Source organism: Pseudoalteromonas sp. 13-15 (assembly GCF_001468205.2).
Lineage (GTDB): Bacteria > Pseudomonadota > Gammaproteobacteria > Enterobacterales > Alteromonadaceae > Pseudoalteromonas > Pseudoalteromonas marina.
The window spans coordinates 2,452,621-2,479,013 of the sequence record NZ_CP019162.1 but is presented as its reverse complement, the minus strand read 5'-3'; the positions used below and the strand labels follow the sequence as shown (position 1 = coordinate 2,479,013).

The window sequence follows — 26,393 nt, the reverse complement described above, 5'->3', positions numbered from 1 at the left end:
TCTGCTCATTTCTAGGTAGAATACGCTCCCTTTTGAAGTTTACCGGTTTGATTTAAGTAGGATCCCATTAATGATTTTTCATGAAAATTTTGACGTTATCGTAGTAGGTGGTGGACATGCAGGCACTGAAGCCGCATTGGCAGCTGCCCGTATGGGGATGAATACCCTGCTACTAACTCACAATATGGATACCCTTGGTCAAATGTCTTGTAACCCAGCAATTGGTGGGATAGGCAAAGGTCATTTGGTAAAAGAAATCGACGCCCTTGGCGGTGCAATGGCACAAGCTATTGATAAAGGCGGGATCCAATTTCGTACTTTAAATTCTTCAAAGGGACCTGCGGTTCGTGCAACCCGTGCACAAGCTGATCGCGCTTTGTATAAAGCGGCTATTCAAACCACATTACAAAACCAAGAAAACTTAAAAATATTTCAGCAATCGTGTGATGATCTTATTGTTGAAAACGATCGAGTAACCGGCGTAGTAACTCAAATGGGGTTACGTTTTAGTGCACCTAGTGTAGTACTCACGGTAGGTACATTTTTAGGTGGCCAAATACATATTGGTTTAGAAAATTACAAAGGCGGACGTGCAGGCGATCCACCATCAATTGCTTTAGCACAACGATTACGTGAACAACCTTTCAGAGTAGATCGTTTAAAAACAGGTACTCCACCACGTATTGATGCGCGTACGGTTGATTTTAGCAAAATGCAGGAACAACCAGGCGATGCCCCTACACCTGTGTTTTCATTTTTAGGTAAACAAAGTGACCACCCGCAACAAATACCGTGTTACATCACTTACACAAATGAAAAAACACATGATGTTATACGCAAAAACTTGCATCGTTCACCTATGTACTCAGGTGTTATTGAAGGCATTGGTCCACGTTACTGCCCATCTATTGAAGATAAAATTGTTCGCTTTGCAGATAAAGACAAACACCAAATATTTGTAGAGCCAGAGGGTTTAACATCTTACGAGCTTTACCCTAATGGTATTTCGACAAGTCTACCGTTTGATGTGCAATTAGAAATAGTGCAATCGATCACCGGTTTTGAAAATGCACATATTTGCCGACCAGGTTATGCTATTGAATACGATTACTTTGATCCACGTGATTTAAAACAATCACTAGAAACTAAATTTATTGAAGGCTTATTCTTTGCAGGCCAAATAAACGGAACTACTGGCTACGAAGAAGCGGGTGCACAAGGCTTAATTGCTGGTATGAACGCGGCACTTAAAGTGCAAGGTAAAGATTCGTGGACGCCACGTCGTGACGAAGCATACGTTGGTGTATTAATTGACGACTTAGCAACGCTTGGTACAAAAGAACCTTACCGTATGTTTACTAGCCGTGCTGAATACCGTTTATTGTTGCGTGAAGATAATGCCGATATTCGTCTAACTGAAAAAGGTCGTGAGCTAGGTTTAGTTAACGATGATCGCTGGCAGGCATTTAACGAAAAAATGGAAATTATCGAAAAAGAAAAACAACGTATAAAAGACACGTGGATTCACAAAGATCATACAGTTGTTGATCAAGTAAACGCTTTATTAAAAGCTCCATTAACGCGTGAAGCAAGTTTAGAAGAATTACTACGCCGCCCAGAGATCCGTTATGATGATCTAATGGCTATTGAAGGCTTAGGATCTGAATTTACAAATAAAGCGGCTTTAGAGCAGGTTGAGATCCATACAAAATACGCAGGTTACATTGCGCGTCAGCAAGATGAGATCAATAAACAGCTTCGCCATGAAGAAACAATTTTACCAAAAGAGTTTGATTATAAAACCGTATCAGGTTTATCAAACGAGGTAGTGGCAAAACTAGAAGAGTCTCGTCCGGATACTATTGGTCAGGCTTCGCGTATTTCTGGTATCACACCAGCAGCTATTTCGTTATTATTAGTGTATCTGAAGAAGCAAGGCTTATTACGCAAATCTGCGTAACGGTAAGGGCACCTAGTGTTACAACAACAATTAACTACATTGTTAGCGCAAACTGATATTGCGCTAACAGAAAAACAACAGCAACAGCTTGTTCGTTACGTTGAACTATTGGATAAGTGGAACAAAGCGTATAACTTAACCTCAGTACGTTTACCTCAAGAAATGATGGTAAAGCATATTATGGATAGCCTTGTTGTTGCACCTCATTTACCCGGTCATCATTATATTGATGTTGGTACAGGCCCTGGGCTTCCTGGTATTGTATTAGCTATTGCACTTCCTGATACCCAATTTGTGTTACTCGACAGCTTAGGTAAACGTGTACGCTTTTTAATGCACGTAAAGCATGAACTTGGGCTTGATAATGTTACCCCGGTACAGTCAAGAGTTGAAGAATATCAGCCAAGTGTTAAATTAGATGGCGTACTCAGTCGTGCATTTGCATCATTACAAGATATGGTTGATTGGTGTTCACACCTAATTGATCAATCTGGCCATTTTATTGCGCTTAAAGGCGTTTACCCTAGCGAAGAGTTAGAGTCATTACCCGCTGGCGTAAAGTTTGAGAAAAAAATTGCATTAGAAGTACCTGAGTTAGATGCACAACGACATTTAATTATTCTTTCTAAAGACTAGGGATCAGAGACACTGTGGCAAAAGTCATCGCATTAGCAAATCAAAAAGGGGGTGTAGGTAAAACTACGACCGCTGTTAATCTCGCTGCGTCTATGGCCGCAACGAAGCGTAAAGTGCTGTTAATTGATCTCGACCCGCAAGGTAATGCCACTATGGGCAGTGGTGTAGATAAATATGGCGACGTGCCTACTATTTACGACCTACTTATTGAAGATAAGCCCATTGAAGACGTGATCATTAAAGAAACATCTGGCGAATACCATATGATTGCAGCAAACGGAGACGTAACCGCTGCCGAAGTTAAACTAATGGAATTATTTGCCCGTGAAGTGCGTCTTCGTAATGCACTTGAAAAAATTCAGGACCAATACGAGTTTATATTTATAGACTGCCCGCCTTCATTAAACATGCTAACTGTTAACGCTATGGCCGCTGCAGATTCTATTTTAGTACCAATGCAATGTGAATATTATGCACTGGAAGGCCTAACAGCATTAATGGATACCATTACGCAATTGGCTAAATTAGTAAATCCTGAATTAAAAATTGAAGGCATATTACGCACTATGTACGATCCGCGTAACCGCCTAGCAAACGACGTTTCAGAACAATTAAAACAACATTTTGGTGATAAAGTGTATCGCACTGTGATCCCACGAAATGTTCGTCTAGCTGAGGCGCCAAGTTTTGGCGCACCTGCTATGTATTACGACAGAGCATCAAGTGGCGCAAAAGCGTATTTGGCACTTGCCGGTGAAATGCTGCGCAGAAAAGAAAAAACAGCGTCCGTTGTCGCCTAACTTTGAGGTAAAAAAATAACATGTCTGCTAAAAAACGAGGTTTAGGCCGAGGACTCGATGCACTTTTAAGTTCGTCTAAGCCTGCACCGAGCGCCAGCAAGGAACAAGACACACAAAACGTAACAGAAGTTGTCCAAAGCACAGTTAGTGCTACAGATAACCCGTTACAAACATTGCCTATTGAGTTTTTGCATTCAGGCAAGTACCAACCTCGTAAAGACATGTCTGAAGAGGCACTCGAAGAACTCGCCAGCTCTATTCGCTCACAAGGAATTATTCAACCTATTGTTGTGCGCCCTATTGCCCACAATAGCTATGAAATTATTGCCGGTGAACGTCGTTGGCGCGCAGCGCAAATTGCAAAACTAGACGCAGTTCCATGTATTATTAAAGATGTACCCGATGAAGCGGCCGTTGCTATAGCACTGATTGAAAATATTCAGCGTGAAGATTTAAATGCAATGGAAGAAGCGGTTGCGCTTAATCGTTTATTAAATGAGTTTGAATTAACACATCAGCAAGTGGCTGATGCAGTTGGTAAATCAAGAACCACCGTAACAAACTTATTACGTTTAAATAATTTAAATAGTGATGTAAAAATTCTGTTAGAACATGGTGACATAGAAATGGGCCATGCGCGTTGCTTACTAGCACTTGAAGGCGAAGCGCAGTCTGACGCAGCACGAACTGCCGTTGCAAAGGCACTAACAGTAAGAGAAACTGAAAAGCTAGTGCGAGCAATTTTAGAGCCAGCACCCGACAAACAAGAACACCAAAAAGACCCAGATGTTAAACAGTTAGAACAACAATTAGCTGAAAACCTAGGTGCTAAAGTAGAGATAAACTACAACAAAAAAGGCAAAGGTAAATTGGTTATTTCATATACTAATTTAGACGAGCTTGACGGCATTTTGAATCGTATTAATCACGACAATACCCACCATTGATCTATTACATGTCTAAAAAGAGACATTTGTAGCAAATTTGTGTTACAAACACTCTACTCAAGTTGCAAAACTGGCAGGATACAGTATAATTTCGCCAGTTTTCACACCCTAACGATTTGAACGCCATTAAGGTTAACAAAAAGTGAATAATAAGTTAGCAAGTCCGTATAGGCTTGCCGCATTTAAACTAATTTGTCTTCAGGGTGTTGTAGCATTATTTGCTGCCGTAATTATTTTTATTGGTTTGGGAGTTGAAGCCAGTCTGTCAGCGTTAGCTGGTGGTGCAGTTGCGATACTTCCTCACTGTGTTTTTGCACTTTACGCATTCCGATTTATGGGGGCGAGTCGTGCAGAGCAAGCGTATAACGCGTTAAAACGCGGTAACGCACTAAAGTTTATGCTGACAATCATATTGTTTGCGCTAGTACTAAAGCATTTTTCGGTAGTTTTGCTGCCCTTTTTTAGTATCTATGTACTGGCTTTATTCACTGGATTGTTTGCACCCGTTTTTTTTAAACATTAACTTTTGGGATATAACATGGCTGCAGAAGAAGTTACTCTATCTAGCCATATCCAGCACCACTTAACCAATGCTAAGATGTGCTCGACCGACGCCGGTCTAGCCTTCAATAAAGCATGTACGGACAGTGGTTTTTGGACATGGCATGTAGATACCCTCGCATGGTCAATCGGACTAGGTCTTATCTTTTTATGGATCTTCCGTAGTGCCGCTAAAAAATCAACATTGGGCGTACCAGGTAAATTTCAGTGTTTCATTGAAATGATAGTTGAGTTCGTTGGCGACAACGTACGTGATACTTTCCATGGTAAAAGCAAGCTGATTGCACCATTAGCATTGACGATATTCGTTTGGATATTCTTAATGAACTTAATGGATTTAATCCCAGTTGACTTCTTACCTGCATTTGCTGGTTTAGTAGGTGAGCAAGCCTTTGGCATGGACTCACACGACGTATACATGAAAATTGTACCAACAACAGATATAAACTTAACTGCAGCGCTGGCGCTAGGTGTGTTTATATTAATGATTGGTTACTCAATTAAAATTAAAGGTATCGGCGGTTTTATTAAAGAGCTAACACTTCACCCGTTTAGTTCAAACAATACAGCTATGCAGATTCTTTTAATCCCATTCAATCTATTACTAGAGCTTATCGCATTGGTTTCTAAGCCGTTTTCACTGGCGCTGCGTTTGTTCGGTAACTTATATGCAGGTGAACTAATCTTCATCCTTATAGGTGCGATTGGCTTAATGCAACTACCGTTGCACTTTGTTTGGGCTGTATTCCATATCTTAGTAATCGTATTGCAAGCATTCGTATTCATGATGCTAACAATCGTATACCTAAGCATGGCAAGTTCAGATAATCACTAATTTATAACTTTTAATTTTTACTTTTAATTACAATTGAAACTTTGGAGAAAAAAATGGAACTAGTATTAGGTCTTAAGTACATCGCAGTAGCTTTACTTATCGGCTTCGGTGCAATCGGTACAGCAATCGGTTTTGGTAACATGGGCGGTAAATTCCTTGAAGCATGTGCGCGTCAACCTGAGCTTGCACCATCGCTACAAGTTAAAATGTTTATCCTTGCTGGTCTAATCGATGCTGTAGCAATGATTGGTGTTGGTATCGCGATGGTATTGTTGTTCGTACTTTAATTTTATTTTTTGAACAGCTTACTATTTAAGGAGGAGCGGTTGTGAACTTAAACGCCACTCTTATCGGTGAATTAATTGCGTTTACGGTGTTCGTACTTTTTTGTATGAAGTTCGTATGGCCACCACTAAACGGTGCAATTGAAGCTCGCCAGAAGAAAATCGAAGATGGTTTAGCTGCCTCTGATAGAGCCGAAAAAGACTTAGAACTTGCGCAACAAAAAGCTGCAGAACAGCTTAAAGATGCAAAAGCTCAAGCGGCTGATATCATTGATCAAGCTAAAAAGCGTGCCGTGCTAATTGTTGACGAAGAAACAGTTCGTGGACAAGAAGAGCGTGAAAAAATTATTGCTCAAGGGCACTCTGAAATTGAATCAGAGCGTAACCGTGTGACAGAAGAGCTACGTAAGCAAGTAGCAACACTGGCTGTGGTTGGCGCAGAGAGAATTTTAGAGCGTGAAATCAATCAAGCCGCACATAGTGACATCGTTGAAAAACTTGTCGCTGAGCTGTAATTAGGAGGGTATGAGCATGTCTGAATTGACTACTATCGCTCGCCCATACGCTAAAGCGGCTTTTGAACTTGCCGTTGAAAAAGGCGCTATTGAAAGCTGGAATGACATGTTGTTTTTCGCTGGCCACGTTGCCAGCGACGAGCAAGCATCAGCCATTTTAGCTGGATTGCCTACTGCTTCTGCACAAGCTGAGTTATTTATTAACTTATGCGCAGAGCAGCTCAACGAACAAGGTCAGAACCTAGTGAAGGTGATGGCTGAAAATGGACGTTTGATTGCACTGCCTGAGGTTGCACAGTTATTCGCTGCGTTTAAAGCAGAGTATGACAAAGAAATCGATGTAGACGTGATTTCGGCAACCCCTCTTACTGCAGCGCAGCAAGAGTCATTGGTAGCGACACTTGAAAAACGTTTCGCACGCAAAGTTAAGCTGAATTGTAGTGAAGACGCGTCAGTAGTTGGCGGCCTTATTATTAAGGCAGGCGACACTGTAATCGACGGCTCTGTACGCGGAAAATTAAACCGCTTAGCCACAACACTACAATCGTAATTGGGAAAAAGAGCATGCAACTTAATTCCACTGAAATTTCAGAACTAATCAAACAACGTATTGAGAAGTTCGAAGTTGTAAGTGAAGCTCGTAACGAAGGTACAATTGTATCTGTTACTGACGGTATCATCCGCATCCACGGTCTAGCTGACTGTATGCAAGGTGAGATGATTGAGCTTCCTGGCAACCGTTATGCTATCGCACTAAACCTTGAGCGCGACTCAATTGGTGCAGTAGTAATGGGTCCATACGCTGACCTTACTGAAGGCGTAAAAGTATACACAACTGGTCGTATCTTAGAAGTTCCTGTTGGTGCTGGCTTACTTGGTCGTGTTGTAAACACACTAGGTGCTCCTATCGATGGTAAAGGCGCTTTAGACAACGACGGGTTTGAACCTGTAGAAAAAATTGCACCAGGTGTAATCGAGCGTCAATCTGTAGATGAGCCAGTACAAACTGGTTACAAATCTATTGATGCGATGATTCCAGTTGGTCGTGGTCAGCGTGAGCTTGTAATCGGTGACCGCCAAACAGGTAAAACTGCACTAGCAATCGATGCGATCATCAACCAAAAAGACACAGGCGTTAAGTGTGTGTACGTAGCGGTTGGTCAAAAAGCATCTACTATTGCTAACGTGGTACGTAAATTAGAAGAGCACGGTGCACTTGCAAATACTATCGTAGTTGTAGCATCTGCTTCTGAGTCTGCGGCACTTCAGTACTTAGCACCGTTCTCGGGCTGTACTATGGGTGAATACTTCCGTGACCGTGGTGAAAACGCATTAATCGTATATGATGATTTATCTAAGCAAGCTGTTGCTTACCGTCAAATCTCATTGCTACTTAAGCGTCCACCAGGTCGTGAAGCATACCCAGGTGACGTTTTCTACCTTCACTCGCGTCTTTTAGAGCGTGCATCGCGTGTAAACGCTGATTACGTTGAAAAGTTCACTAACGGTGAAGTGAAAGGACAAACTGGTTCATTGACGGCACTGCCTATCATTGAAACTCAAGGCGGCGACGTTTCTGCGTTCGTACCGACTAACGTTATCTCTATCACCGATGGTCAGATCTTCTTAGAAACTGACTTATTCAACTCAGGTATCCGTCCGGCAGTAAATGCTGGTATCTCGGTATCGCGTGTTGGTGGTGCTGCACAAACTAAAATCGTTAAGAAACTAGGTGGCGGTATCCGTCTAGCCCTAGCTCAGTACCGTGAATTAGCTGCGTTCTCGCAGTTCGCGTCTGACCTTGACGATGCTACACGTGCTCAACTTGAGCATGGTGAGCGTGTAACAGAGCTAATGAAGCAGAAACAGTACGCGCCAATGTCTGTTGCTGAAATGTCTTTGTCGTTATTTGCAGCTGAGAAAGGTTATCTTAAAGATATCGAAATCGCTAAAATCATGGATTTCGAAGCAGCTTTACTTTCTTACGCAAGTAGCACATACGCAGAGCTTGTGGCTCAAATCAATGAAACTGGTAACTACAACGCCGAGATCGAAGCGCAACTTAAAGAACTTCTAGAGAAGTTCAAGTCTACGCAAACTTGGTAATTTAGTTATTAATGGTGCGCTTTAGTTTACTAAAGCACACCTTGATTCGGAGAGAGAGTCATGGCCAGCGGAAAAGAGATTAAAAGCAAGATCGGGAGTATTAAAAATACTCAAAAGATCACTAGCGCAATGGAAATGGTTGCTGCGTCTAAAATGAAAAAGGCGCAAGAACGAGTGGCTTCAAGCCGTCCATACGCTGACAAATTACGCAAAGTGATTGGTCGTGTTGCTCAAGCAAATCTTGATTTTACTCACCCGTTCTTAGAAGAGCGTGAAGTAAAACGAGTTGGTTATATTGTTATCTCTACTGACCGTGGTCTATGTGGCGGCTTAAACTCAAATGAGTTTAAGAAAGTTGCATTAGATATAAAAGCATGGAAAGAAAAAGGTGTAGACGCAGAGTTTGCAACTTTAGGCAGCAAAGCTGCTGGTTTCTTTCAACGCTTTGGTGGTCAAGTGCTTGCTAAAAAAGCAGGCCTAGGAGATAAACCTTCAGTACAAGACGTTATTGGTCCTGTAAAAGTAATGCTTGATGCATTCTCTGAAGGTAAAATTGACCGTTTATTCCTGGTATATAACAACTTCGTTAATACCATGAAGCAAGAGCCAACAATAGATCAGTTACTCCCTTTGCCAAAAGCTGAAGAAGAAGTATCTGCCCACACATGGGACTACTTATACGAACCTAGCCCAGACGCTATTTTAGAGTCTTTGTTAGTTCGCTTTGTAGAATCTCAGGTATACCAAGGTGTGGTTGAGAACGCTGCCTCTGAACAGGCTGCCCGTATGGTTGCGATGAAAGCCGCAACTGATAACGCTGGCGACCTTATGGATGAGTTACAGCTTGTTTACAACAAGGCCCGCCAAGCGGCAATCACACAAGAAATTAGTGAGATTGTTTCTGGTTCAGCCGCAGTTTAATGCTTCAGGCAAAGATTAACGAGAGGAATAGACATGAGTTTAGGTAAGGTCGTCCAAATTATCGGTGCCGTTGTGGATATTGAATTTTCACAAGACAACGTGCCAGCCGTATATGACGCGCTAAAAGTAACAGATGGCGATTTAGCTGGTTTGACTCTAGAAGTTCAACAGCAGCTAGGTGGCGGTGTGGTACGTACTATCGCACTAGGTACTACAGACGGTTTACGTCGTGGTGCAGCAGTATCAAACACAGGTGAAGCGATTCAAGTTCCAGTTGGTAAAGCAACACTTGGTCGTATCATGAACGTACTTGGTGAGCCAATCGATGAAGCTGGCCCAATCGGCGAAGAAGACCGTATGTCTATTCACCGTGCAGCGCCTTCATACGAAGAGCAATCAAGTTCAGTTGAACTTTTAGAAACAGGTATCAAGGTAATCGACCTTGTATGTCCGTTTGCTAAAGGTGGTAAAGTTGGTTTATTCGGTGGTGCCGGTGTTGGTAAAACCGTAAACATGATGGAACTTATCCGTAACATCGCAATCGAGCACAGCGGCTACTCAGTATTCGCAGGTGTTGGTGAGCGTACTCGTGAGGGTAACGATTTCTACCATGAAATGAACGATTCAAACGTACTTGATAAAGTATCGCTTGTATACGGTCAGATGAACGAGCCTCCAGGTAACCGTTTACGCGTAGCGTTAACAGGTCTTACTATGGCTGAAAAGTTCCGTGACGAAGGTCGCGACGTACTTTTCTTCGTAGATAACATCTACCGTTACACTCTTGCGGGTACAGAAGTATCAGCACTACTTGGTCGTATGCCATCAGCGGTAGGTTACCAGCCTACACTAGCTGAAGAAATGGGTGTACTTCAAGAGCGTATCGCATCTACTAAGACGGGTTCAATCACATCAATCCAAGCGGTATACGTACCTGCGGATGATTTAACGGATCCATCTCCAGCAACAACGTTTGCTCACTTAGATGCAACAGTAGTACTTTCACGTGATATCGCATCACTTGGTATTTACCCAGCGGTAGATCCACTTGATTCATCTTCACGTCAACTTGACCCATTAGTAATTGGTCAAGAGCACTACGATACAGCGCGTGGCGTTCAAACAGTTCTTCAGCGTTACAAAGAACTTAAAGACATCATCGCAATCTTAGGTATGGACGAGCTTTCTGACGAAGATAAGCAACTTGTATCTCGTGCACGTAAAATCCAACGTTTCCTATCTCAGCCGTTCTTCGTGGCAGAGGTATTTACAGGTGCGTCAGGTAAATACGTTTCACTTAAAGACACAATTGCTGGCTTCAAAGGCATTTTAAACGGTGAGTTTGATGACCTTCCAGAGCAAGCGTTCTACATGGTTGGCTCTATCGAAGAAGCTCAAGAAAAAGCCAAAAGCATGTAATTAGGAGGGTAGTATGGCAGCTATGACTGTACATCTTGACGTAGTAAGCGCAGAGCAGAACTTGTTTTCTGGTTTGGTTGAATCGATTCAAGTATCTGGTAGTGAAGGTGAGCTTGGTGTTAATGCCGGTCACGCGCCACTACTAACTGCCCTTAAACCTGGTATGGTGCGTTTAGTTAAGCAATTTGGTGAAGAAGAACTCATCTACATTGCTGGCGGTACACTAGAAGTTCAACCGAACATAGTGACCGTACTTGCAGACACAGCCGTTCGTGGTGAAGACCTAGACGAACAAGCTGCAGAGCAAGCTAAACGTGACGCTGAAGCGCAAATGGCAAAAGGTGCATCGTCAGAGCTTGATTATAATCAAGCGGCAATGCAGCTAGCTGAAGCGGTAGCACAACTACGTGTTATTCAGCAATTACGTAAAAAGTAAGCCTATCTGGTTTATAAAAAGCCCACTTTAAAGTGGGCTTTTTTGTGCTTGTTGCTAAGGTCCGTGTTTAAATTTAAGCTTTTTTTAGTCGTCGAAGTTATTAACTGAGCTTTTCACTTATATCCTTCATCAATCCCCGCTACAATAACGTCATTAAATTAAGTGTGTTTTTCAGCCAAGATTCAGTACTAGCAAATTAGTTTACTGAGTATTTGCACAGGGCGTGACTTACGCAATCTTCTGCATAAACAGACTTGTTAACTAAAACAACGGAAAAAGGAAATTGTTTTAATGGCTCTAACTACTGTAATTCTTGCTGCGGGTAAAGGTACTCGTATGCGCTCTGCTCTACCAAAAGTACTGCATAAAGTGGCAGGTAAACCTATGGTGCAGCATGTTATTGATAACGCAAAGGCACTGGGTGCAACAACCACTAATTTAGTTTACGGACACGGCGGCGAACTATTACAACAACAACTTGCCGATAACGATGTAAAGTGGGTACTGCAAGCAGAGCAACTTGGTACTGGCCATGCAGTAGCACAAGCAAACCCTCATATTAACGATGACGATACTGTATTGGTTTTATACGGCGATGTTCCTTTAACTAAGCAATCAACGCTTGAGCGCTTATTAGCTGCAACACCAAAAAATGGGCTAGCGGTATTAACCGTTAACTTGGTTAATCCAAATGGCTACGGTCGTATGCTACATGAAAGTGGCAAGCTTGTAGGTATTGTTGAGCAAAAAGATGCAAGTGCAGAACAGTTACTAATTAGCGAAGTAAACACCGGTATTATGGCGGTTAACGGCAAACTGTTAAAAACCTGGTTAGGCAACTTATCTAACAATAATGCGCAAGGCGAATACTACCTAACTGATATAGTGGCAATGGCGCACAGTGAAGGTGTAGAAATTACATCGGCTCAACCAGATCATGCAATGGAAGTTGAAGGCGCAAACAACCGCGTACAACTTGCAGGCCTAGAGCGCGCTTACCAAGCGTGGCAAGCAGAAGAATTAATGTTAAATGGTGCCACCCTCGCCGATCCTGCCCGTATTGATGTACGTGGCAACGTTAAAACAGGCGAAGATGTATTAATTGACATAAACGTTATTTTTGAGGGTAATGTAACCCTTGGTAATAACGTACAAATAGGTCCTAACTGTGTACTTAAAAACTGTACCATAGGCGATAACGTTGTAATAAAAGCGAATACCCTTATTGAAGATGCAAGCGTAGCGGCTAAATGTACACTTGGCCCTTATGCACGCCTTCGCCCAGGTGCGGTAATGGAAGAAGACTCTCACATTGGTAACTTTGTAGAGATGAAAAAAACCCGCTTAGGTAAGGGTTCTAAAGCTAATCACTTAAGTTACTTAGGTGATGCTGAAATTGGCGAAAAGGTGAATATTGGCGCAGGCACTATTACTTGTAACTACGATGGTGTTAATAAAGCAAAAACCATTATTGGCGATAACGCTTTTATAGGCTCTAACTCATCACTTGTTGCTCCTGTAAACATTGGTTCCACTGCAACAGTGGGAGCAGGCTCTGTGATCACTAGCACTGTTGAAGACGAGCAACTGGCAATAGCACGTTCAAAGCAACGCAACTTAACCGGTTGGAAACGACCAGTTAAAAAATAATAATTAAAGGCTACTTAGGTAGCCTTTTTTATTGCAGCTTAAGTTTAAATTGCTCTTTATAACGCCTAGAAAGGTTAAGCACTTTTCCTGTCGTTAGTTTTATTTCGCTGTCGCCGCTGGGGAGTGGTGTAATACATTCTACTTTATCGAGCTTTACGCCATGACTTCGGTGAATCCTACAAAATCCCTGCACTTCTAGTTGTTTACTTAATTCAGTGAGCGTCACTCTTAAAGGGTAAATGGACGTGCCAATGTGTAAGTTTACATAATTGCCTGAAGATTCTAGCCAATCCACGTCGTCAATTTTTATAATAAATTCTTTACCCCGCTTTTTAACTAATAAGCGATTTATAGTGTCAGTAATGTGTTGCGCACCTTCATCAATAGACGAGGCCTCTCCCACCAACTGTTTAACAATATACTGATAAACTTTAATAAGGGTGATAAAGAATAAAAAGCTTATCGCATCTTTTTGGTATTCATATAAAAATTCAAACCAGCTGAGGCCAAAGTTGTAGTGAAGTTCGTTCAACCAATAAATGAGCTTCCGTCCTCCAACCATTACACTAATATGGAATACGCTGAAAATAATAGACGCTACAAAGTAAGTGCACAGCGAAAGCGCAATATTATGCCAATTAAAAGGTACTTTTTTTAATAGCCACACTACAGCTGGAAATATAAGTAACGTGCTAAACGCACTTGAATATTCCCATACAAACGGCTCCCATATTAAAAAAGGCAGTGCGCCGTCTCTTTGCGCCTCCATTATTTGAGTTGTCGCATTAACCGTATTGTTTATTACAACGTAGCTAAACAGGAGTAACGCGGCATAAAAAGTTTGAAAACGTTGAAAGTGTTGAAGGTTCATTATGTATGCTTTTATATTTGTAGGCGACAGCTATCCCTGTATACCACCTTTTATCACTATTGCTTGTAATATAAGCACTTATGTATAGTTTTTGCGAGTTATTTTAAGTTAACTACCGGTATCACAAACACATTGGTTAACGTATGAGTACTCAATTAAACGCAATACAATCTACACACTCTCGGCATTATTTTATTGATTGGTTGAGAGTAATTGCTTTTGCGACTCTCATTTTTTATCACATAGGTATGTTGTATAGCCAAAATTTGGGGTTTCATTTTAAAAGTAATTATACGTCTGAACACGTAGAGTATTTTATGTTGCTGTTTTCCCCTTGGAGAATGCTGCTAATTTGGTTTATATCAGGGGTAGCACTTCGTTTTATGCTTGATAAGGTAAGTGGCTATAAATTATGTGCCTTATTTGTTTTAAAGCGTTCTATTTTCATATTACTCCCCCTGCTGGTGGGGCTATGGTTAATTGTGCCTTTTCAGCTTTATGCCGAAATGCATCAACAAGGCGTTATAGATATGACGTATTGGCAGTTCTATTTAGCGTTTTTAGATACCAGTAATAGCATATTTGTTAATTACAAATCTGGAGTATGGCCGCATGTTGATGTAAATCATTTATGGTATTTACGCTCTTTGTGGCAGTTTATGCTTATTGTTTTTATATACTCATTAGTAGCAAAGCTTTCTATTTTTTCTTCTTTATTAAATACGATTAAAGTAAACCTATCATTTTCTATGCTTACAGGCCTATTGGTAATAGCCATGTTGCTTGCTAATAATTGTTTAAAAGGTGATGCAATACGCGAAGTAAGCGGCTTCATATTTTTATTTACAGGCTACTTGTTAGCTAAAAACACTTATTTTTGGAAAAGTTTAAATCGATACCTTTGGCTATTGTGTGCAAGCTTTACTCTATTGTATGTGTGTATTGCTTTGGCGTATCAAAATGAACTGGATTTACCAAACTATGTGTGGACTGCAATATACAATACTCAAAGAGTAGTTGGTGTACTTACCATGCTTACCTTAGCGCAGCGTTTTTTAAATTTTAAAGCAGCTTACTTAAACACACTAAATAGCTGGGTGTTTCCCTTTTATGTATTGCATCAAAGTGTATTAATTATTTTATGTTTTATGCTGCAACCTTTTAGTTTTGGCCCCGTGGTTGAGTTATTTTTAATTACAGTGGGTACTTGGGGAGCGTGCGCAGCTATTACATTAGTGGTAATGCGCATTGATATTATTAGGCCCTTGCTAGGTCTTAAAATAAAAAGCAACTATTCGGCAGCGCTTAAAAAAATGGGTTATGTATTGGGTATGTTGCTTATTTTACCTTTAGCCTATCAGCTGGTTTTTTAAAGTAAAAAAGCCGTATTAAAAGTGCCATAACTTTGTAATACCTCTGTGTTGATATTTACCAAATACCACACTAAGGAAAAGAACAATGTTAAAAAAATCAATAATAGCGCTTTCACTTTTATCTATGCTGACTGGTTGCTCATTAGATGGCGATGATGGTCAAAATGGCGCACAAGGAGCTCAAGGCGAGCAAGGTACAGCAGGTGAAAATGGAATTAACGGCACTAATGCAAATTCGGCTTTAACTATTAACCTAATAGGACGAGCAGTACTCAATGCGCAAAGCCCTGAAGGTGCTGCCGAAATAGTCGCATATCAAGCATCAAAAAAATGGATTTACGCTATTAATAGCTCGGGGGATGCTGCGGTTGTAAATATTATTCCTGCCGACACATTCGATACAGCTGCTCTAGTGCAAGACAATGAAGGCATTGTAAATACAACAAACTTAAGTACGGCAATTACACTTACCTTAAACGACAACACCCCCGGTGACGCAAACAGCATAGCAATAGATGAAAATAACAAATTACTTGCTGTAGCAATGGCTGCTAAAAGTGTTGGAGAGGCAGGTCAAATTGCCTTTTACGACATAAGTGGCGATACACCAATATTTATAAAAAATGTAACGGCTGGTTTTTTACCCGATATGGTTACATTTAGCCATGATGGAGCAAAAGTAGTTGTTGCCAACGAAGGGGAACCTAACGGCGACTATAGTATTGATCCACAGGGTTCTATCAGCATTATCAATGTTAATGATGGTGTAATTGCCGACAATGCTACCAATATTGATTTTACAGCATACAACGATAAGCAATCTGAACTTGAAGCACTCGGACTGGTATTTGCTAATCCAACAGGGCGCACCATAAATGGTAATTTAATCAATACCACCGTAGCAATGGACTTAGAGCCAGAGTATGTCAGTATTTCTAAAGATAACAAATATGCCTACGTATCGATTCAAGAAAATAACGCACTAGCCATCGTTAATTTAGAAGATAACTCTCTTGAGTTAAAAGGGTTAGGCTTTAAAGACTGGTCTAGCTTACAAATAGATGCATCAGATAAAGACGGCGGTGTTAATTTTAAATCATACCCTGGCTTATATGGCATGTATCAGCCAGACACAATTTCAAGCTTTAGCTGGAAAGGTGCAAACTTTATAGTGTCGGCTAATGAAGGTGATGCACGCGAATACTTTTTTGATACAACCGATGAAGCAGATTGCATAGCCAAAGGCGGCGTAGATTTCGATGAAGACGATGGATGTCTTGCTTACATAGATGAAAGCCGCGTCGAAGACCTAACGCTTGCTGCTAATTTTGATTACTTAAATAACGACGATAACGACATCGGCCGTTTAAAAGTGACAACGGTTAAAGGTGATAATAATAACGATGGTCAATACGAATCGCTTTATGCCTATGGCGCACGTTCGTTTACCATTTGGGACAGCAATGGGCTGGTGGTGTTTGATTCTGGAGACGATATAGGCCGTATTACCGCATCAGTTCATGGCGAAGCGTTTAACAATAATGAAGATGAAAATAAAGGGGATACACGCTCAGACGATAAAGGCGCAGAACCCGAAGCGCTAACTGTAGGTACAATTGGCGAACGTACCTTCGCATTTATTGGACTCGAGCGTATGGGCGGGATCATGATTTACGATATTACTAACCCATATGATGTGCAGTTTGAAGACTACTTTTATAACCGAGGTTTAATAGCTGGTGCAGAAATTACCGGTGATCTAGCACCAGAAGGAATGACATTCATACCACGCGAACAAAGTGCAACTGGCAAACCACTACTTATCATAGGTAATGAGATATCTGGTTCTATCGCAGTATGGGAAATTTCAGCTAATTAACCACTCTGTAAAAAGCGGAAAATATCATGCTTTATTTTCCGCTTTTTATATTGATAGAGTATTAGCATTTAAGTAGAGATTAAAAATGCATGTTTTTTAAGCTAAAAGCGCCCTCCATCCCTTTATTTGTATACCTTTCGTACTAAAAGTATTTTTATTCAAAAAAGCATGAATTAAACGTTGACCCCCACTCGAATATCCCTATAATGCGACCCCACTGAGACGGCAGGCGCCAACGCATAGCGAGGCAAGAGTTAATCAGAGAGTTAAGTAAAACTTCGGTTTTAAATTATCGTAAGAAAGTTTAAAACAAAGTATTGACTCGAAAAATAAAGGATGTATTATACGCATCCCTAGCGACAACGTCGCAACGTTCTTTAACAATATAAAGCAATCATCTGTGTGGGCACTCGTACAGATTGAGTTCTAACAGCCAAGCTACTTAGGTAGTGAGGCAAACAAATTAGAGTCTCAATTGAAACTGAGTGACCAACAGCAATAACTACTTCGGTAGGAATTGCAGCACAGTCAATTCAATATCGAAAGATATTAAATAAATTCAGAATTCATTGAGCTGTCGAAAGACACAAAACTTTTTAATTGAAGAGTTTGATCATGGCTCAGATTGAACGCTGGCGGCAGGCCTAACACATGCAAGTCGAGCGGTAACAGAAAGTAGCTTGCTACTTTGCTGACGAGCGGCGGACGGGTGAGTAATGCTTGGGAACATGCCTTGAGGTGGGGGACAACAGTTGGAAACGACTGCTAATACCGCATAATGTCTACGGACCAAAGGGGGCTTCGGCTCTCGCCTTTAGATTGGCCCAAGTGGGATTAGCTAGTTGGTGAGGTAATGGCTCACCAAGGCAACGATCCCTAGCTGGTTTGAGAGGATGATCAGCCACACTGGAACTGAGACACGGTCCAGACTCCTACGGGAGGCAGCAGTGGGGAATATTGCACAATGGGCGAAAGCCTGATGCAGCCATGCCGCGTGTGTGAAGAAGGCCTTCGGGTTGTAAAGCACTTTCAGTCAGGAGGAAAGGGTGTGAGTTAATACCTCACATCTGTGACGTTACTGACAGAAGAAGCACCGGCTAACTCCGTGCCAGCAGCCGCGGTAATACGGAGGGTGCGAGCGTTAATCGGAATTACTGGGCGTAAAGCGTACGCAGGCGGTTTGTTAAGCGAGATGTGAAAGCCCCGGGCTCAACCTGGGAACTGCATTTCGAACTGGCAAACTAGAGTGTGATAGAGGGTGGTAGAATTTCAGGTGTAGCGGTGAAATGCGTAGAGATCTGAAGGAATACCGATGGCGAAGGCAGCCACCTGGGTCAACACTGACGCTCATGTACGAAAGCGTGGGGAGCAAACGGGATTAGATACCCCGGTAGTCCACGCCGTAAACGATGTCTACTAGAAGCTCGGAACCTCGGTTCTGTTTTTCAAAGCTAACGCATTAAGTAGACCGCCTGGGGAGTACGGCCGCAAGGTTAAAACTCAAATGAATTGACGGGGGCCCGCACAAGCGGTGGAGCATGTGGTTTAATTCGATGCAACGCGAAGAACCTTACCTACACTTGACATACAGAGAACTTTCTAGAGATAGATTGGTGCCTTCGGGAACTCTGATACAGGTGCTGCATGGCTGTCGTCAGCTCGTGTTGTGAGATGTTGGGTTAAGTCCCGCAACGAGCGCAACCCCTATCCTTAGTTGCTAGCAGGTAATGCTGAGAACTCTAAGGAGACTGCCGGTGATAAACCGGAGGAAGGTGGGGACGACGTCAAGTCATCATGGCCCTTACGTGTAGGGCTACACACGTGCTACAATGGCGCATACAGAGTGCTGCGAACCTGCGAAGGTAAGCGAATCACTTAAAGTGCGTCGTAGTCCGGATTGGAGTCTGCAACTCGACTCCATGAAGTCGGAATCGCTAGTAATCGCGTATCAGAATGACGCGGTGAATACGTTCCCGGGCCTTGTACACACCGCCCGTCACACCATGGGAGTGGGTTGCTCCAGAAGTAGATAGTCTAACCCTCGGGAGGACGTTTACCACGGAGTGATTCATGACTGGGGTGAAGTCGTAACAAGGTAGCCCTAGGGGAACCTGGGGCTGGATCACCTCCTTATACGATTTAGAACTTATTTGTTCGTAGTGTCCACACAGATGATTGTTAATTAGTTAAGCCACTGGCTTAGTTAATTAATATGCTCTTTAAAAATTTGGAAAAGCTGATAATAAAATTCGTATGAATAACATTGTTATTTGTACAGAGTTTTCAAAAGTAAAAAAGAATGATAGCAGTATCATTCAGTGCCATTTAATCACTCTTATGAGTTGATTGATTGGTATCTACTTTAGTATTCAATATTAACTTCTGGCGAAGTTAAACTGTCACAAAACAAAGACCCGTTTGGGTTGTATGGTTAAGTGACTAAGCGTACACGGTGGATGCCTTGGCAGTTGGAGGCGATGAAGGACGTATTAACTTGCGATAAGCCTAGTCAAGCTAGTAAAAAGCACTTGAGACTAGGATTTCCGAATGGGGAAACCCACCTGCTTGCAGGTATCGTTAACTGAATACATAGGTTAACGAGGCGAACGCGGAGAACTGAAACATCTAAGTACCCGTAGGAAAAGAAATCAACCGAGATTCCGAAAGTAGCGGCGAGCGAAATCGGAACAGCCCTTAAGCTTATTATGTGTTAATGGAAGGCTCTGGAAAGTGCCACGATACAGGGTGATAGTCCCGTACATGAAAAGACATTTTAAGTGAAATCGAGTAGGTCGGAGCACGTGAAACTTTGACTGAATATAGGTGGACCATCATCTAAGGCTAAATACTCCCAACTGACCGATAGTGAACCAGTACCGTGAGGGAAAGGCGAAAAGAACCCCTGTGAGGGGAGTGAAATAGAACCTGAAACCGTGTACGTACAAGCAGTAGGAGCAGACTTGTTCTGTGACTGCGTACCTTTTGTATAATGGGTCAGCGACTTATATTTTGTAGCGAGGTTAACCGATTAGGGTAGCCGTAGGGAAACCGAGTCTTAACTGGGCGAATAGTTGCAAGGTATAGACCCGAAACCCGGTGATCTAGCCATGGGCAGGTTGAAGGTTGAGTAACATCAACTGGAGGACCGAACCCACTAACGTTGAAAAGTTAGGGGATGACCTGTGGCTAGGAGTGAAAGGCTAATCAAACCGGGAGATAGCTGGTTCTCCCCGAAATCTATTTAGGTAGAGCCTCGGACGAATACTTACGGGGGTAGAGCACTGTTAAGGCTAGGGGGTCATCCCGACTTACCAACCCTTTGCAAACTCCGAATACCGTAAAGTAATATCCGGGAGACACACGGCGGGTGCTAACGTCCGTCGTGAAGAGGGAAACAACCCAGACCGCCAGCTAAGGTCCCAAAGTCATAGTTAAGTGGGAAACGATGTGGAAAGGCCCAGACAGCCAGGAGGTTGGCTTAGAAGCAGCCATCCTTTAAAGAAAGCGTAATAGCTCACTGGTCGAGTCGGTCTGCGCGGAAGATGTAACGGGGCTAAACTATGCACCGAAGCTGCGGATTCATCTTAGGATGAGTGGTAGGGGAGCGTTCTGTAAGCGGTTGAAGGTGTACCGGGAGGTATGCTGGACGTATCAGAAGTGCGAATGCTGACATGAGTAACGATAATGCGGGTGAAAAACCCGCACGCCGGAAGACCAAGGGTTCCTATCCCATGTTAATCAGGGTAGGGTAAGTCGACCCCTAAGGCGAGGCCGAAAGGCGTAGTCGATGGGAAACGGATTAATATTTCCGTACTTGGTATAATTGCGATGGGGGGACGGAGAAGGCTAAGCAAGCATGGCGATGGTTGTCCATGTGAAAGTGAGTAGGGCGTTTGTTTAGGTAAATCCGGACGAACACTAAACCTGAGACACGAGACGAGCTACTACGGTAGTGAAGTTGCTGATGCCATACTTCCAGGAAAAGCCTCTAAGCTTCAGATTATACCGAATCGTACCCCAAACCGACACAGGTGGTCAGGTAGAGAATACTAAGGCGCTTGAGAGAACTCGGGTGAAGGAACTAGGCAAAATCGTACCGTAACTTCGGGAGAAGGTACGCTCCTATCTGTGATGAGACTTGCTCTCTAAGCGGACGGGAGCCGCAGTGACCAGGTGGCTGGGACTGTTTATTAAAAACACAGCACTGTGCAAAATCGCAAGATGACGTATACGGTGTGACACCTGCCCGGTGCCGGAAGGTTAATTGATGGGGTTATCTTCGGAGAAGCTCTTGATCGAAGCCCCGGTAAACGGCGGCCGTAACTATAACGGTCCTAAGGTAGCGAAATTCCTTGTCGGGTAAGTTCCGACCTGCACGAATGGTGTAACCATGGCCACGCTGTCTCCACCCGAGACTCAGTGAAATTGAAATCGCAGTGAAGATGCTGTGTACCCGCGGCTAGACGGAAAGACCCCGTGAACCTTTACTACAGCTTGGCACTGAACATTGAACCTACATGTGTAGGATAGGTGGGAGACTTTGAAGATGAGACGCTAGTCTTGTTGGAGTCGTCCTTGAAATACCACCCTTGTAGTTTTGATGTTCTAACGTTGGCCCCTGAATCGGGGTTACGGACAGTGCCTGGTGGGTAGTTTGACTGGGGCGGTCTCCTCCCAAAGAGTAACGGAGGAGCACGAAGGTTGGCTAAGTACGGTCGGACATCGTACGGTTAGTGTAATGGTAGAAGCCAGCTTAACTGCGAGACAGACACGTCGAGCAGGTACGAAAGTAGGTCATAGTGATCCGGTGGTTCTGAATGGAAGGGCCATCGCTCAACGGATAAAAGGTACTCCGGGGATAACAGGCTGATACCGCCCAAGAGTTCATATCGACGGCGGTGTTTGGCACCTCGATGTCGGCTCATCACATCCTGGGGCTGAAGTCGGTCCCAAGGGTATGGCTGTTCGCCATTTAAAGTGGTACGCGAGCTGGGTTTAGAACGTCGTGAGACAGTTCGGTCCCTATCTGCCGTGGGCGTTTGAGAATTGAGAGGGGTTGCTCCTAGTACGAGAGGACCGGAGTGAACGAACCGCTGGTGTTCGGGTTGTCATGCCAATGGCATTGCCCGGTAGCTACGTTCGGAACTGATAAGCGCTGAAAGCATCTAAGCGCGAAGCAGGCCTCGAGATGAGTTCTCACTAGACTTTTAAAGTCTCTGAAGGGCCGTTGAAGACTACAACGTTGATAGGCAAGATGTGGAAGTGGTGTGAGCCATTAAGCTAACTTGTACTAATTACCCGTGAGGCTTAACCATACAACGCCAAACGCGTTTTGTGTGACAGTTAAGACAGAAGTTAATGAACTAAAGTAGATATTACTGACAGACTTAAAAAATATTATCAGATATTTTCCAAATTCAGTTAGTGCGTAGAAATACGGATTAACGCCCAAATTTGCTTGGTGACAATAGCGTTTTGGACCCACCTGATTCCATGCCGAACTCAGTAGTGAAACGAAACAGCGCCGATGATAGTGTAGCATTTGCTATGTGAAAGTAGGACATTACCAGGCTTCAAATAAGAGAAACCCGTTACAGCAATGTGACGGGTTTTTTGCTGTCTGCAGGAAAGTAATCTCTAAAGCGAAGCGGTTCTTTGTGGACGGTGTTTTGGTTACTAGTAGCGCACCGACTTCAAATAAGAAAAACCCGCTAAATCAATGTAACGGATTTTTGCTTTCTGGGGTTTAAAACACCAAACCTTCAACACTCAGATCGGGCGAGCAAAGTGACACCTGACATCAAAAAACATCGATTATAATTATAGTATTCTTATTTTAAGAGCAGGATTACCTGCAACAAGAGTATCCGCCTCTACATTTTTAGTTACGACAGATCCCGCACCAACAACAGCATTATCGCCAATGGTAACGCCAGCTAATACAATAACTCCCGCGCCAATCCACACGTTATTACCCACTGTGATGGGGGATGCAAAGTTTTCTTTATTGAGTCGCTGTGTAGGGTTAACAGCATGAGATACCGCTAATAGCTGAACATTAGGACCAATTAAGCAGTCCTGCCCAATGCTGATAGCACCTTCACTAATTGGGGCATCCAATACAGTACAGTTAATGTTTATGAAGCTACGATCACCAATAGTTATTTGATTACCATAATCGCAGTGAAAACCTGATTCTATAATTACCCCTTCACCGCATTGAGCGAAGAGCTCTTTAATGCGTTTTAAATTGCCTTTACTCGGGCTTTTATTAAAGAGTCGGCATATTTCGCCAGTTTGCTTTCGTAGCGCTAATAGCGTTTTATCTAAGCTGTTAAATGACTGCATTAAGGCTTCTTTGATTGATTAACTGATCCTAGCGCTATTTTACCTTTATTATTCCTTGTTGAAAGCTGCTTTATTTTTGCTCGTTCACTTGCCATTTGACTAGTTTCGTTTAGAATTACATATCTTTCGAAACGAAACTTAATTTACGAGCTTTATGACTAAACGAAACACACAGCAACGCCGTCATTTAATACTTACTCAGGTAAATGAGCTAGGTGAAGTGGCTGTTGAAAAGCTCGCTGAGCAGTTTCAAACATCTGAAGTAACCATTCGAAAGGATTTAACTGCGCTTGAAAAAAGTGGCTTGTTACTGCGCCGTTATGGTGGAGCTATTGCACTGCCTAAAGAAATCGTCACCGACGAAATAGACTCTAAACGCAAAGTAGCAATAGCTAAGGCTGCAGCAGCACTCATAAAAGATCATAACCGTATTATTATTGATAGCGGGCGCACTACGGCCGCTATGATCCCAGAGCTTGCAAATAAGCGAGGGTTAGTTGTAATGACCAACGCGATTAAAGTGGCGAGCCGTTTACTATCACTTGAAAACGAGCCAACACTTTTAATGACCGGTGGTACATGGGATCCGCATTCTGAGTCGTTTCAGGGGCAAGTTGCCGAAAACGTATTATGCTCTTATGACTTCGATCAATTATTTATTGGTGCAGATGGCATAGATGTAAAGCGCGGCACGACTACCTTTAATGAGTTAGTCGGCTTAAGCCAAGTTATGGCAAAGGCGGCCCGTGAAGTAATCGTTATGGTTGAATCAGATAAGATTGGCCGAAAAATACCAAATTTAGAATTACCGTGGAAAATAGTAACCACATTAATAACCGACAATGGCTTAGCAGACGATAAACGCAAAGCGATTGAGGCGTGTGGTGTAAAACTAATTTGTGCAGATATTATTGATTAGTAACTGCAAAGTGAGTTACTAGAATTAAAAAATTAATGGAGACACTATGTGTGGAATAGTTGGGGCAGTTGCAGAACGTCCAGTAAACAAAATTTTAGTTGAAGGCCTTAAGCGTCTTGAATACCGTGGTTACGACTCAGCAGGCGTAGCATTGCTTGATGGCAACACACTTAATACTGTTAAAGCAGTAGGTAAAGTAGTTAACGTAGAAGCTGCACTTGAGAAAGCAGGCGTTAGCGGCCATACAGGTATTGCACACACTCGCTGGGCAACACACGGTAGCGTTACTGAAGAAAACGCTCACCCGCACGTATCAAACAACCAGCTAGCACTCGTGCATAATGGTATTATTGAAAACCACGCAAGCCTACGCGCATCGCTTAAAGAAGAAGGCTACGAGTTCCTATCTGAAACAGATACCGAAGTAATGGTGCACTTAATTCATAAGCTTCGTAAGCAACACACTACGTTACTTGCATCTGTTCAAGCCGCAGTTAAGCAATTTGAAGGTGCGTTTGGTACCGTTGTATTTGATAAAGCAAACGACAACGAAATCATCGTAGCGCGCTCAGGTAGCCCACTTGTAATAGGTTTAGGCCTTGGCGAAAACTTTATTGCCTCTGATCAGCTAGCACTATTACCAGTGACTCGCAGCTTTATCTTCTTAGAAGAAGGCGACGTAGCGCGTATTACACGTGACACTGTTGAAATTTTTGATGAAAATGGCGACGCTGTAGAACGTGAGGTTGTTGAATCAAACATCACGCAAGATGCTTCAGGCAAAGGCGACTACCGCCACTACATGCTAAAAGAAATTTACGAGCAACCACTTGCGGTACGTAATACCCTTGAAGGGCGTTTAAACGACGACCGCGTAGCAATTGACGCCTTTGGCGACAGCGCTCAGCAAATATTTAAAGACGTAAAACACGTGCAAATTATTGCCTGTGGTACATCATACCATTCAGGTATGGTTGCACGTTACTGGCTTGAGCAATTTGCAGGCGTTAGCTGTAATGTTGAGATTGCCTCTGAGTTCCGTTACCGCCAATCGTATGTACACGAAAACAGCCTACTTGTGACTATTTCACAATCGGGTGAAACAGCCGATACGCTAGCTGCACTACGTTTAGCTAAAGAGCAAGGTTACATGGCATCAATGACCATTTGTAACGTGCCGGGTTCATCGCTTGTGCGCGAATCTGACCTTGCCTTTATGACTAAAGCTGGTGCTGAAATTGGTGTAGCTTCTACTAAAGCATTTACAACACAATTAGTTGGTTTGTTAATGCTTACTGCGTCTATAGCTCAAGAAAAACAGCTTGATCAAAGTGCCATTGTAAATGCTATAAAAGTACTTCCTGCTAAGCTTGAAGAAACATTACTGCTTGCTGATGGCATTGCAGACCTTGCAGAAGAGTTTGCCGACAAGCATCACTCACTGTTTTTAGGTCGTGGTTCGCAATACCCAATTGCAATGGAAGGCGCGCTTAAGCTTAAAGAAATTTCGTACATTCACGCAGAAGCCTACGCAGCGGGCGAGCTAAAACATGGGCCACTTGCACTTATTGATGCTGACATGCCAATTATTGTTGTAGCACCAAACAATGAGCTATTAGAAAAGCTTAAATCAAACGTAGAAGAAGTACGCGCACGTGGCGGCATTATTTACGTATTCGCAGATAAAGATTCACACTTTGAGTCAGACGACACAATGCGTGTAATCAACGTAAACCACACTGACGACATTATTGCGCCAATTGTTTACACATTGCCATTACAGTTATTGTCGTACTATGTAGCCGTAATTAAAGGTACCGACGTTGACCAACCACGTAACTTAGCTAAATCTGTTACGGTTGAGTAAAATCAATAAGTTATTGTTTGTTAGTTAAAACTAAAAAGGCGCTCAACGCGCCTTTTTTTGTACCTC

20 protein-coding genes and 3 rRNA genes are annotated in these 26,393 nt (G+C 42.7%); 21 read left to right on the top strand and 2 right to left on the bottom strand.

Going from position 1 to position 26,393, the window contains the following annotated elements:
- Positions 1 to 70: 70 nt before the first annotated feature.
- The 14 genes from mnmG to glmU all read left to right on the top strand — a co-directional run bounded on the left by mnmG (position 71) and on the right by glmU (position 13,070).
- Positions 71 to 1,960, top strand: coding sequence for a tRNA uridine-5-carboxymethylaminomethyl(34) synthesis enzyme MnmG (gene mnmG / locus ATS72_RS11445; protein WP_058430319.1), 1,890 nt, complete (start codon positions 71 to 73; stop codon positions 1,958 to 1,960).
- A 15-nt stretch (positions 1,961 to 1,975) separates the two neighbouring features.
- On the top strand, positions 1,976 to 2,596 hold the full coding sequence (rsmG, locus tag ATS72_RS11440) for a 16S rRNA (guanine(527)-N(7))-methyltransferase RsmG (RefSeq protein WP_008130761.1): 621 nt from the start codon (positions 1,976 to 1,978) through the stop codon (positions 2,594 to 2,596).
- Positions 2,597 to 2,610: 14 nt separating this feature from the next.
- Positions 2,611 to 3,396, top strand: coding sequence for a ParA family protein (locus ATS72_RS11435; protein WP_006793958.1), 786 nt, complete (start codon positions 2,611 to 2,613; stop codon positions 3,394 to 3,396).
- Between the two features lie 20 nt (positions 3,397 to 3,416).
- Positions 3,417 to 4,343: a ParB/RepB/Spo0J family partition protein gene (locus ATS72_RS11430; protein ID WP_058430318.1), complete on the top strand. Its 927-nt coding sequence runs from the start codon at positions 3,417 to 3,419 to the stop codon at positions 4,341 to 4,343.
- Positions 4,344 to 4,485: 142 nt separating this feature from the next.
- The gene (locus tag ATS72_RS11425) at positions 4,486 to 4,866 is read left to right on the top strand and encodes an ATP synthase subunit I (protein WP_058430317.1); all 381 of its coding nucleotides are present in this window, start codon (positions 4,486 to 4,488) and stop codon (positions 4,864 to 4,866) included.
- Positions 4,867 to 4,881: 15 nt separating this feature from the next.
- Positions 4,882 to 5,739, top strand: a complete 858-nt coding sequence (atpB, locus tag ATS72_RS11420) for a F0F1 ATP synthase subunit A (protein ID WP_006793955.1) — start codon at positions 4,882 to 4,884, stop codon at positions 5,737 to 5,739.
- 53 nt (positions 5,740 to 5,792) lie between these two features.
- Positions 5,793 to 6,026, top strand: a complete 234-nt coding sequence (atpE, locus tag ATS72_RS11415) for a F0F1 ATP synthase subunit C (protein WP_004335261.1) — start codon at positions 5,793 to 5,795, stop codon at positions 6,024 to 6,026.
- A gap of 41 nt (positions 6,027 to 6,067) precedes the next feature.
- Entirely contained in the window at positions 6,068 to 6,538 is a 471-nt protein-coding gene (gene atpF / locus ATS72_RS11410) for a F0F1 ATP synthase subunit B (protein ID WP_006793953.1), read from the top strand.
- A 16-nt stretch (positions 6,539 to 6,554) separates the two neighbouring features.
- Positions 6,555 to 7,088: a F0F1 ATP synthase subunit delta gene (gene atpH, locus ATS72_RS11405; protein WP_006793952.1), complete on the top strand. Its 534-nt coding sequence runs from the start codon at positions 6,555 to 6,557 to the stop codon at positions 7,086 to 7,088.
- A gap of 14 nt (positions 7,089 to 7,102) precedes the next feature.
- Entirely contained in the window at positions 7,103 to 8,644 is a 1,542-nt protein-coding gene (gene atpA, locus ATS72_RS11400) for a F0F1 ATP synthase subunit alpha (protein ID WP_006793951.1), read from the top strand.
- A gap of 60 nt (positions 8,645 to 8,704) precedes the next feature.
- The gene (gene atpG, locus ATS72_RS11395; RefSeq protein ID WP_008130741.1) at positions 8,705 to 9,565 is read left to right on the top strand and encodes a F0F1 ATP synthase subunit gamma; all 861 of its coding nucleotides are present in this window, start codon (positions 8,705 to 8,707) and stop codon (positions 9,563 to 9,565) included.
- Positions 9,566 to 9,598: 33 nt separating this feature from the next.
- Positions 9,599 to 10,984, top strand: a complete 1,386-nt coding sequence (gene atpD / locus ATS72_RS11390; RefSeq protein ID WP_006793949.1) for a F0F1 ATP synthase subunit beta — start codon at positions 9,599 to 9,601, stop codon at positions 10,982 to 10,984.
- A gap of 13 nt (positions 10,985 to 10,997) precedes the next feature.
- Positions 10,998 to 11,420 carry a F0F1 ATP synthase subunit epsilon gene (locus ATS72_RS11385; protein ID WP_006793948.1) on the top strand — a complete coding sequence of 141 codons (423 nt, stop codon included), beginning with the start codon at positions 10,998 to 11,000 and terminating at the stop codon, positions 11,418 to 11,420.
- 291 nt (positions 11,421 to 11,711) lie between these two features.
- Positions 11,712 to 13,070 carry a bifunctional UDP-N-acetylglucosamine diphosphorylase/glucosamine-1-phosphate N-acetyltransferase GlmU gene (gene glmU / locus ATS72_RS11380; protein WP_058430316.1) on the top strand — a complete coding sequence of 453 codons (1,359 nt, stop codon included), beginning with the start codon at positions 11,712 to 11,714 and terminating at the stop codon, positions 13,068 to 13,070.
- Positions 13,071 to 13,098: 28 nt separating this feature from the next.
- Here the strand turns inward: glmU and ATS72_RS11375 are convergent, their stop codons facing one another.
- A complete protein-coding gene (locus ATS72_RS11375; protein WP_058430315.1) occupies positions 13,099 to 13,941 on the bottom strand; it encodes a LytR/AlgR family response regulator transcription factor in 843 nt (280 codons plus the stop codon).
- 143 nt (positions 13,942 to 14,084) lie between these two features.
- Here ATS72_RS11375 and ATS72_RS11370 point away from each other — a divergent pair, with 143 nt between their 5' ends.
- From ATS72_RS11370 to rrf, 5 genes are all read left to right on the top strand, one after another.
- Positions 14,085 to 15,314, top strand: a complete 1,230-nt coding sequence (locus ATS72_RS11370; protein WP_074210159.1) for an acyltransferase family protein — start codon at positions 14,085 to 14,087, stop codon at positions 15,312 to 15,314.
- Between the two features lie 85 nt (positions 15,315 to 15,399).
- The gene (locus ATS72_RS11365) at positions 15,400 to 17,193 is read left to right on the top strand and encodes a choice-of-anchor I family protein (RefSeq protein ID WP_058430313.1); all 1,794 of its coding nucleotides are present in this window, start codon (positions 15,400 to 15,402) and stop codon (positions 17,191 to 17,193) included.
- 597 nt (positions 17,194 to 17,790) lie between these two features.
- Positions 17,791 to 19,326, top strand: a 16S ribosomal RNA gene (locus tag ATS72_RS11360).
- A gap of 296 nt (positions 19,327 to 19,622) precedes the next feature.
- Positions 19,623 to 22,508: ribosomal RNA gene (locus ATS72_RS11355) — 23S ribosomal RNA — on the top strand.
- 142 nt (positions 22,509 to 22,650) lie between these two features.
- Positions 22,651 to 22,765, top strand: a 5S ribosomal RNA gene (gene rrf / locus ATS72_RS11350).
- Together the 16S, 23S and 5S rRNA genes form the textbook arrangement of a ribosomal RNA operon.
- Before the next feature lie 248 nt (positions 22,766 to 23,013).
- On the opposite strand, the gene ATS72_RS11345 is transcribed toward rrf, so the two are convergent.
- Complete coding sequence (locus tag ATS72_RS11345) at positions 23,014 to 23,541, bottom strand: sugar O-acetyltransferase (RefSeq protein ID WP_058430024.1); 528 nt, start codon at positions 23,539 to 23,541, stop codon at positions 23,014 to 23,016.
- A gap of 154 nt (positions 23,542 to 23,695) precedes the next feature.
- On the opposite strand from ATS72_RS11345, the gene ATS72_RS11340 reads away from it, so the two are divergent.
- Together ATS72_RS11340 and glmS are read left to right on the top strand one after the other, a co-directional pair.
- Positions 23,696 to 24,460, top strand: coding sequence for a DeoR/GlpR family DNA-binding transcription regulator (locus ATS72_RS11340; protein WP_058430025.1), 765 nt, complete (start codon positions 23,696 to 23,698; stop codon positions 24,458 to 24,460).
- A 46-nt stretch (positions 24,461 to 24,506) separates the two neighbouring features.
- Positions 24,507 to 26,327: a glutamine--fructose-6-phosphate transaminase (isomerizing) gene (glmS, locus tag ATS72_RS11335; RefSeq protein ID WP_058430026.1), complete on the top strand. Its 1,821-nt coding sequence runs from the start codon at positions 24,507 to 24,509 to the stop codon at positions 26,325 to 26,327.
- Positions 26,328 to 26,393: the final 66 nt, after the last annotated feature.

Coding starts and splice junctions, on each gene's coding strand:
- mnmG (WP_058430319.1), top strand. CDS start 71: ATGATTTTTCATGAAAATTTTGACGTTATCGTAGTAGGTGGTGGACAT.
- ATS72_RS11430 (WP_058430318.1), top strand. CDS start 3,417: ATGTCTGCTAAAAAACGAGGTTTAGGCCGAGGACTCGATGCACTTTTA.
- atpB (WP_006793955.1), top strand. CDS start 4,882: ATGGCTGCAGAAGAAGTTACTCTATCTAGCCATATCCAGCACCACTTA.
- atpE (WP_004335261.1), top strand. CDS start 5,793: ATGGAACTAGTATTAGGTCTTAAGTACATCGCAGTAGCTTTACTTATC.
- atpH (WP_006793952.1), top strand. CDS start 6,555: ATGTCTGAATTGACTACTATCGCTCGCCCATACGCTAAAGCGGCTTTT.
- atpA (WP_006793951.1), top strand. CDS start 7,103: ATGCAACTTAATTCCACTGAAATTTCAGAACTAATCAAACAACGTATT.
- atpG (WP_008130741.1), top strand. CDS start 8,705: ATGGCCAGCGGAAAAGAGATTAAAAGCAAGATCGGGAGTATTAAAAAT.
- atpD (WP_006793949.1), top strand. CDS start 9,599: ATGAGTTTAGGTAAGGTCGTCCAAATTATCGGTGCCGTTGTGGATATT.
- ATS72_RS11385 (WP_006793948.1), top strand. CDS start 10,998: ATGGCAGCTATGACTGTACATCTTGACGTAGTAAGCGCAGAGCAGAAC.
- glmU (WP_058430316.1), top strand. CDS start 11,712: ATGGCTCTAACTACTGTAATTCTTGCTGCGGGTAAAGGTACTCGTATG.
- ATS72_RS11375 (WP_058430315.1), bottom strand. CDS start 13,941: ATGAACCTTCAACACTTTCAACGTTTTCAAACTTTTTATGCCGCGTTA.
- ATS72_RS11370 (WP_074210159.1), top strand. CDS start 14,085: ATGAGTACTCAATTAAACGCAATACAATCTACACACTCTCGGCATTAT.
- ATS72_RS11365 (WP_058430313.1), top strand. CDS start 15,400: ATGTTAAAAAAATCAATAATAGCGCTTTCACTTTTATCTATGCTGACT.
- ATS72_RS11345 (WP_058430024.1), bottom strand. CDS start 23,541: ATGCAGTCATTTAACAGCTTAGATAAAACGCTATTAGCGCTACGAAAG.
- ATS72_RS11340 (WP_058430025.1), top strand. CDS start 23,696: ATGACTAAACGAAACACACAGCAACGCCGTCATTTAATACTTACTCAG.
- glmS (WP_058430026.1), top strand. CDS start 24,507: ATGTGTGGAATAGTTGGGGCAGTTGCAGAACGTCCAGTAAACAAAATT.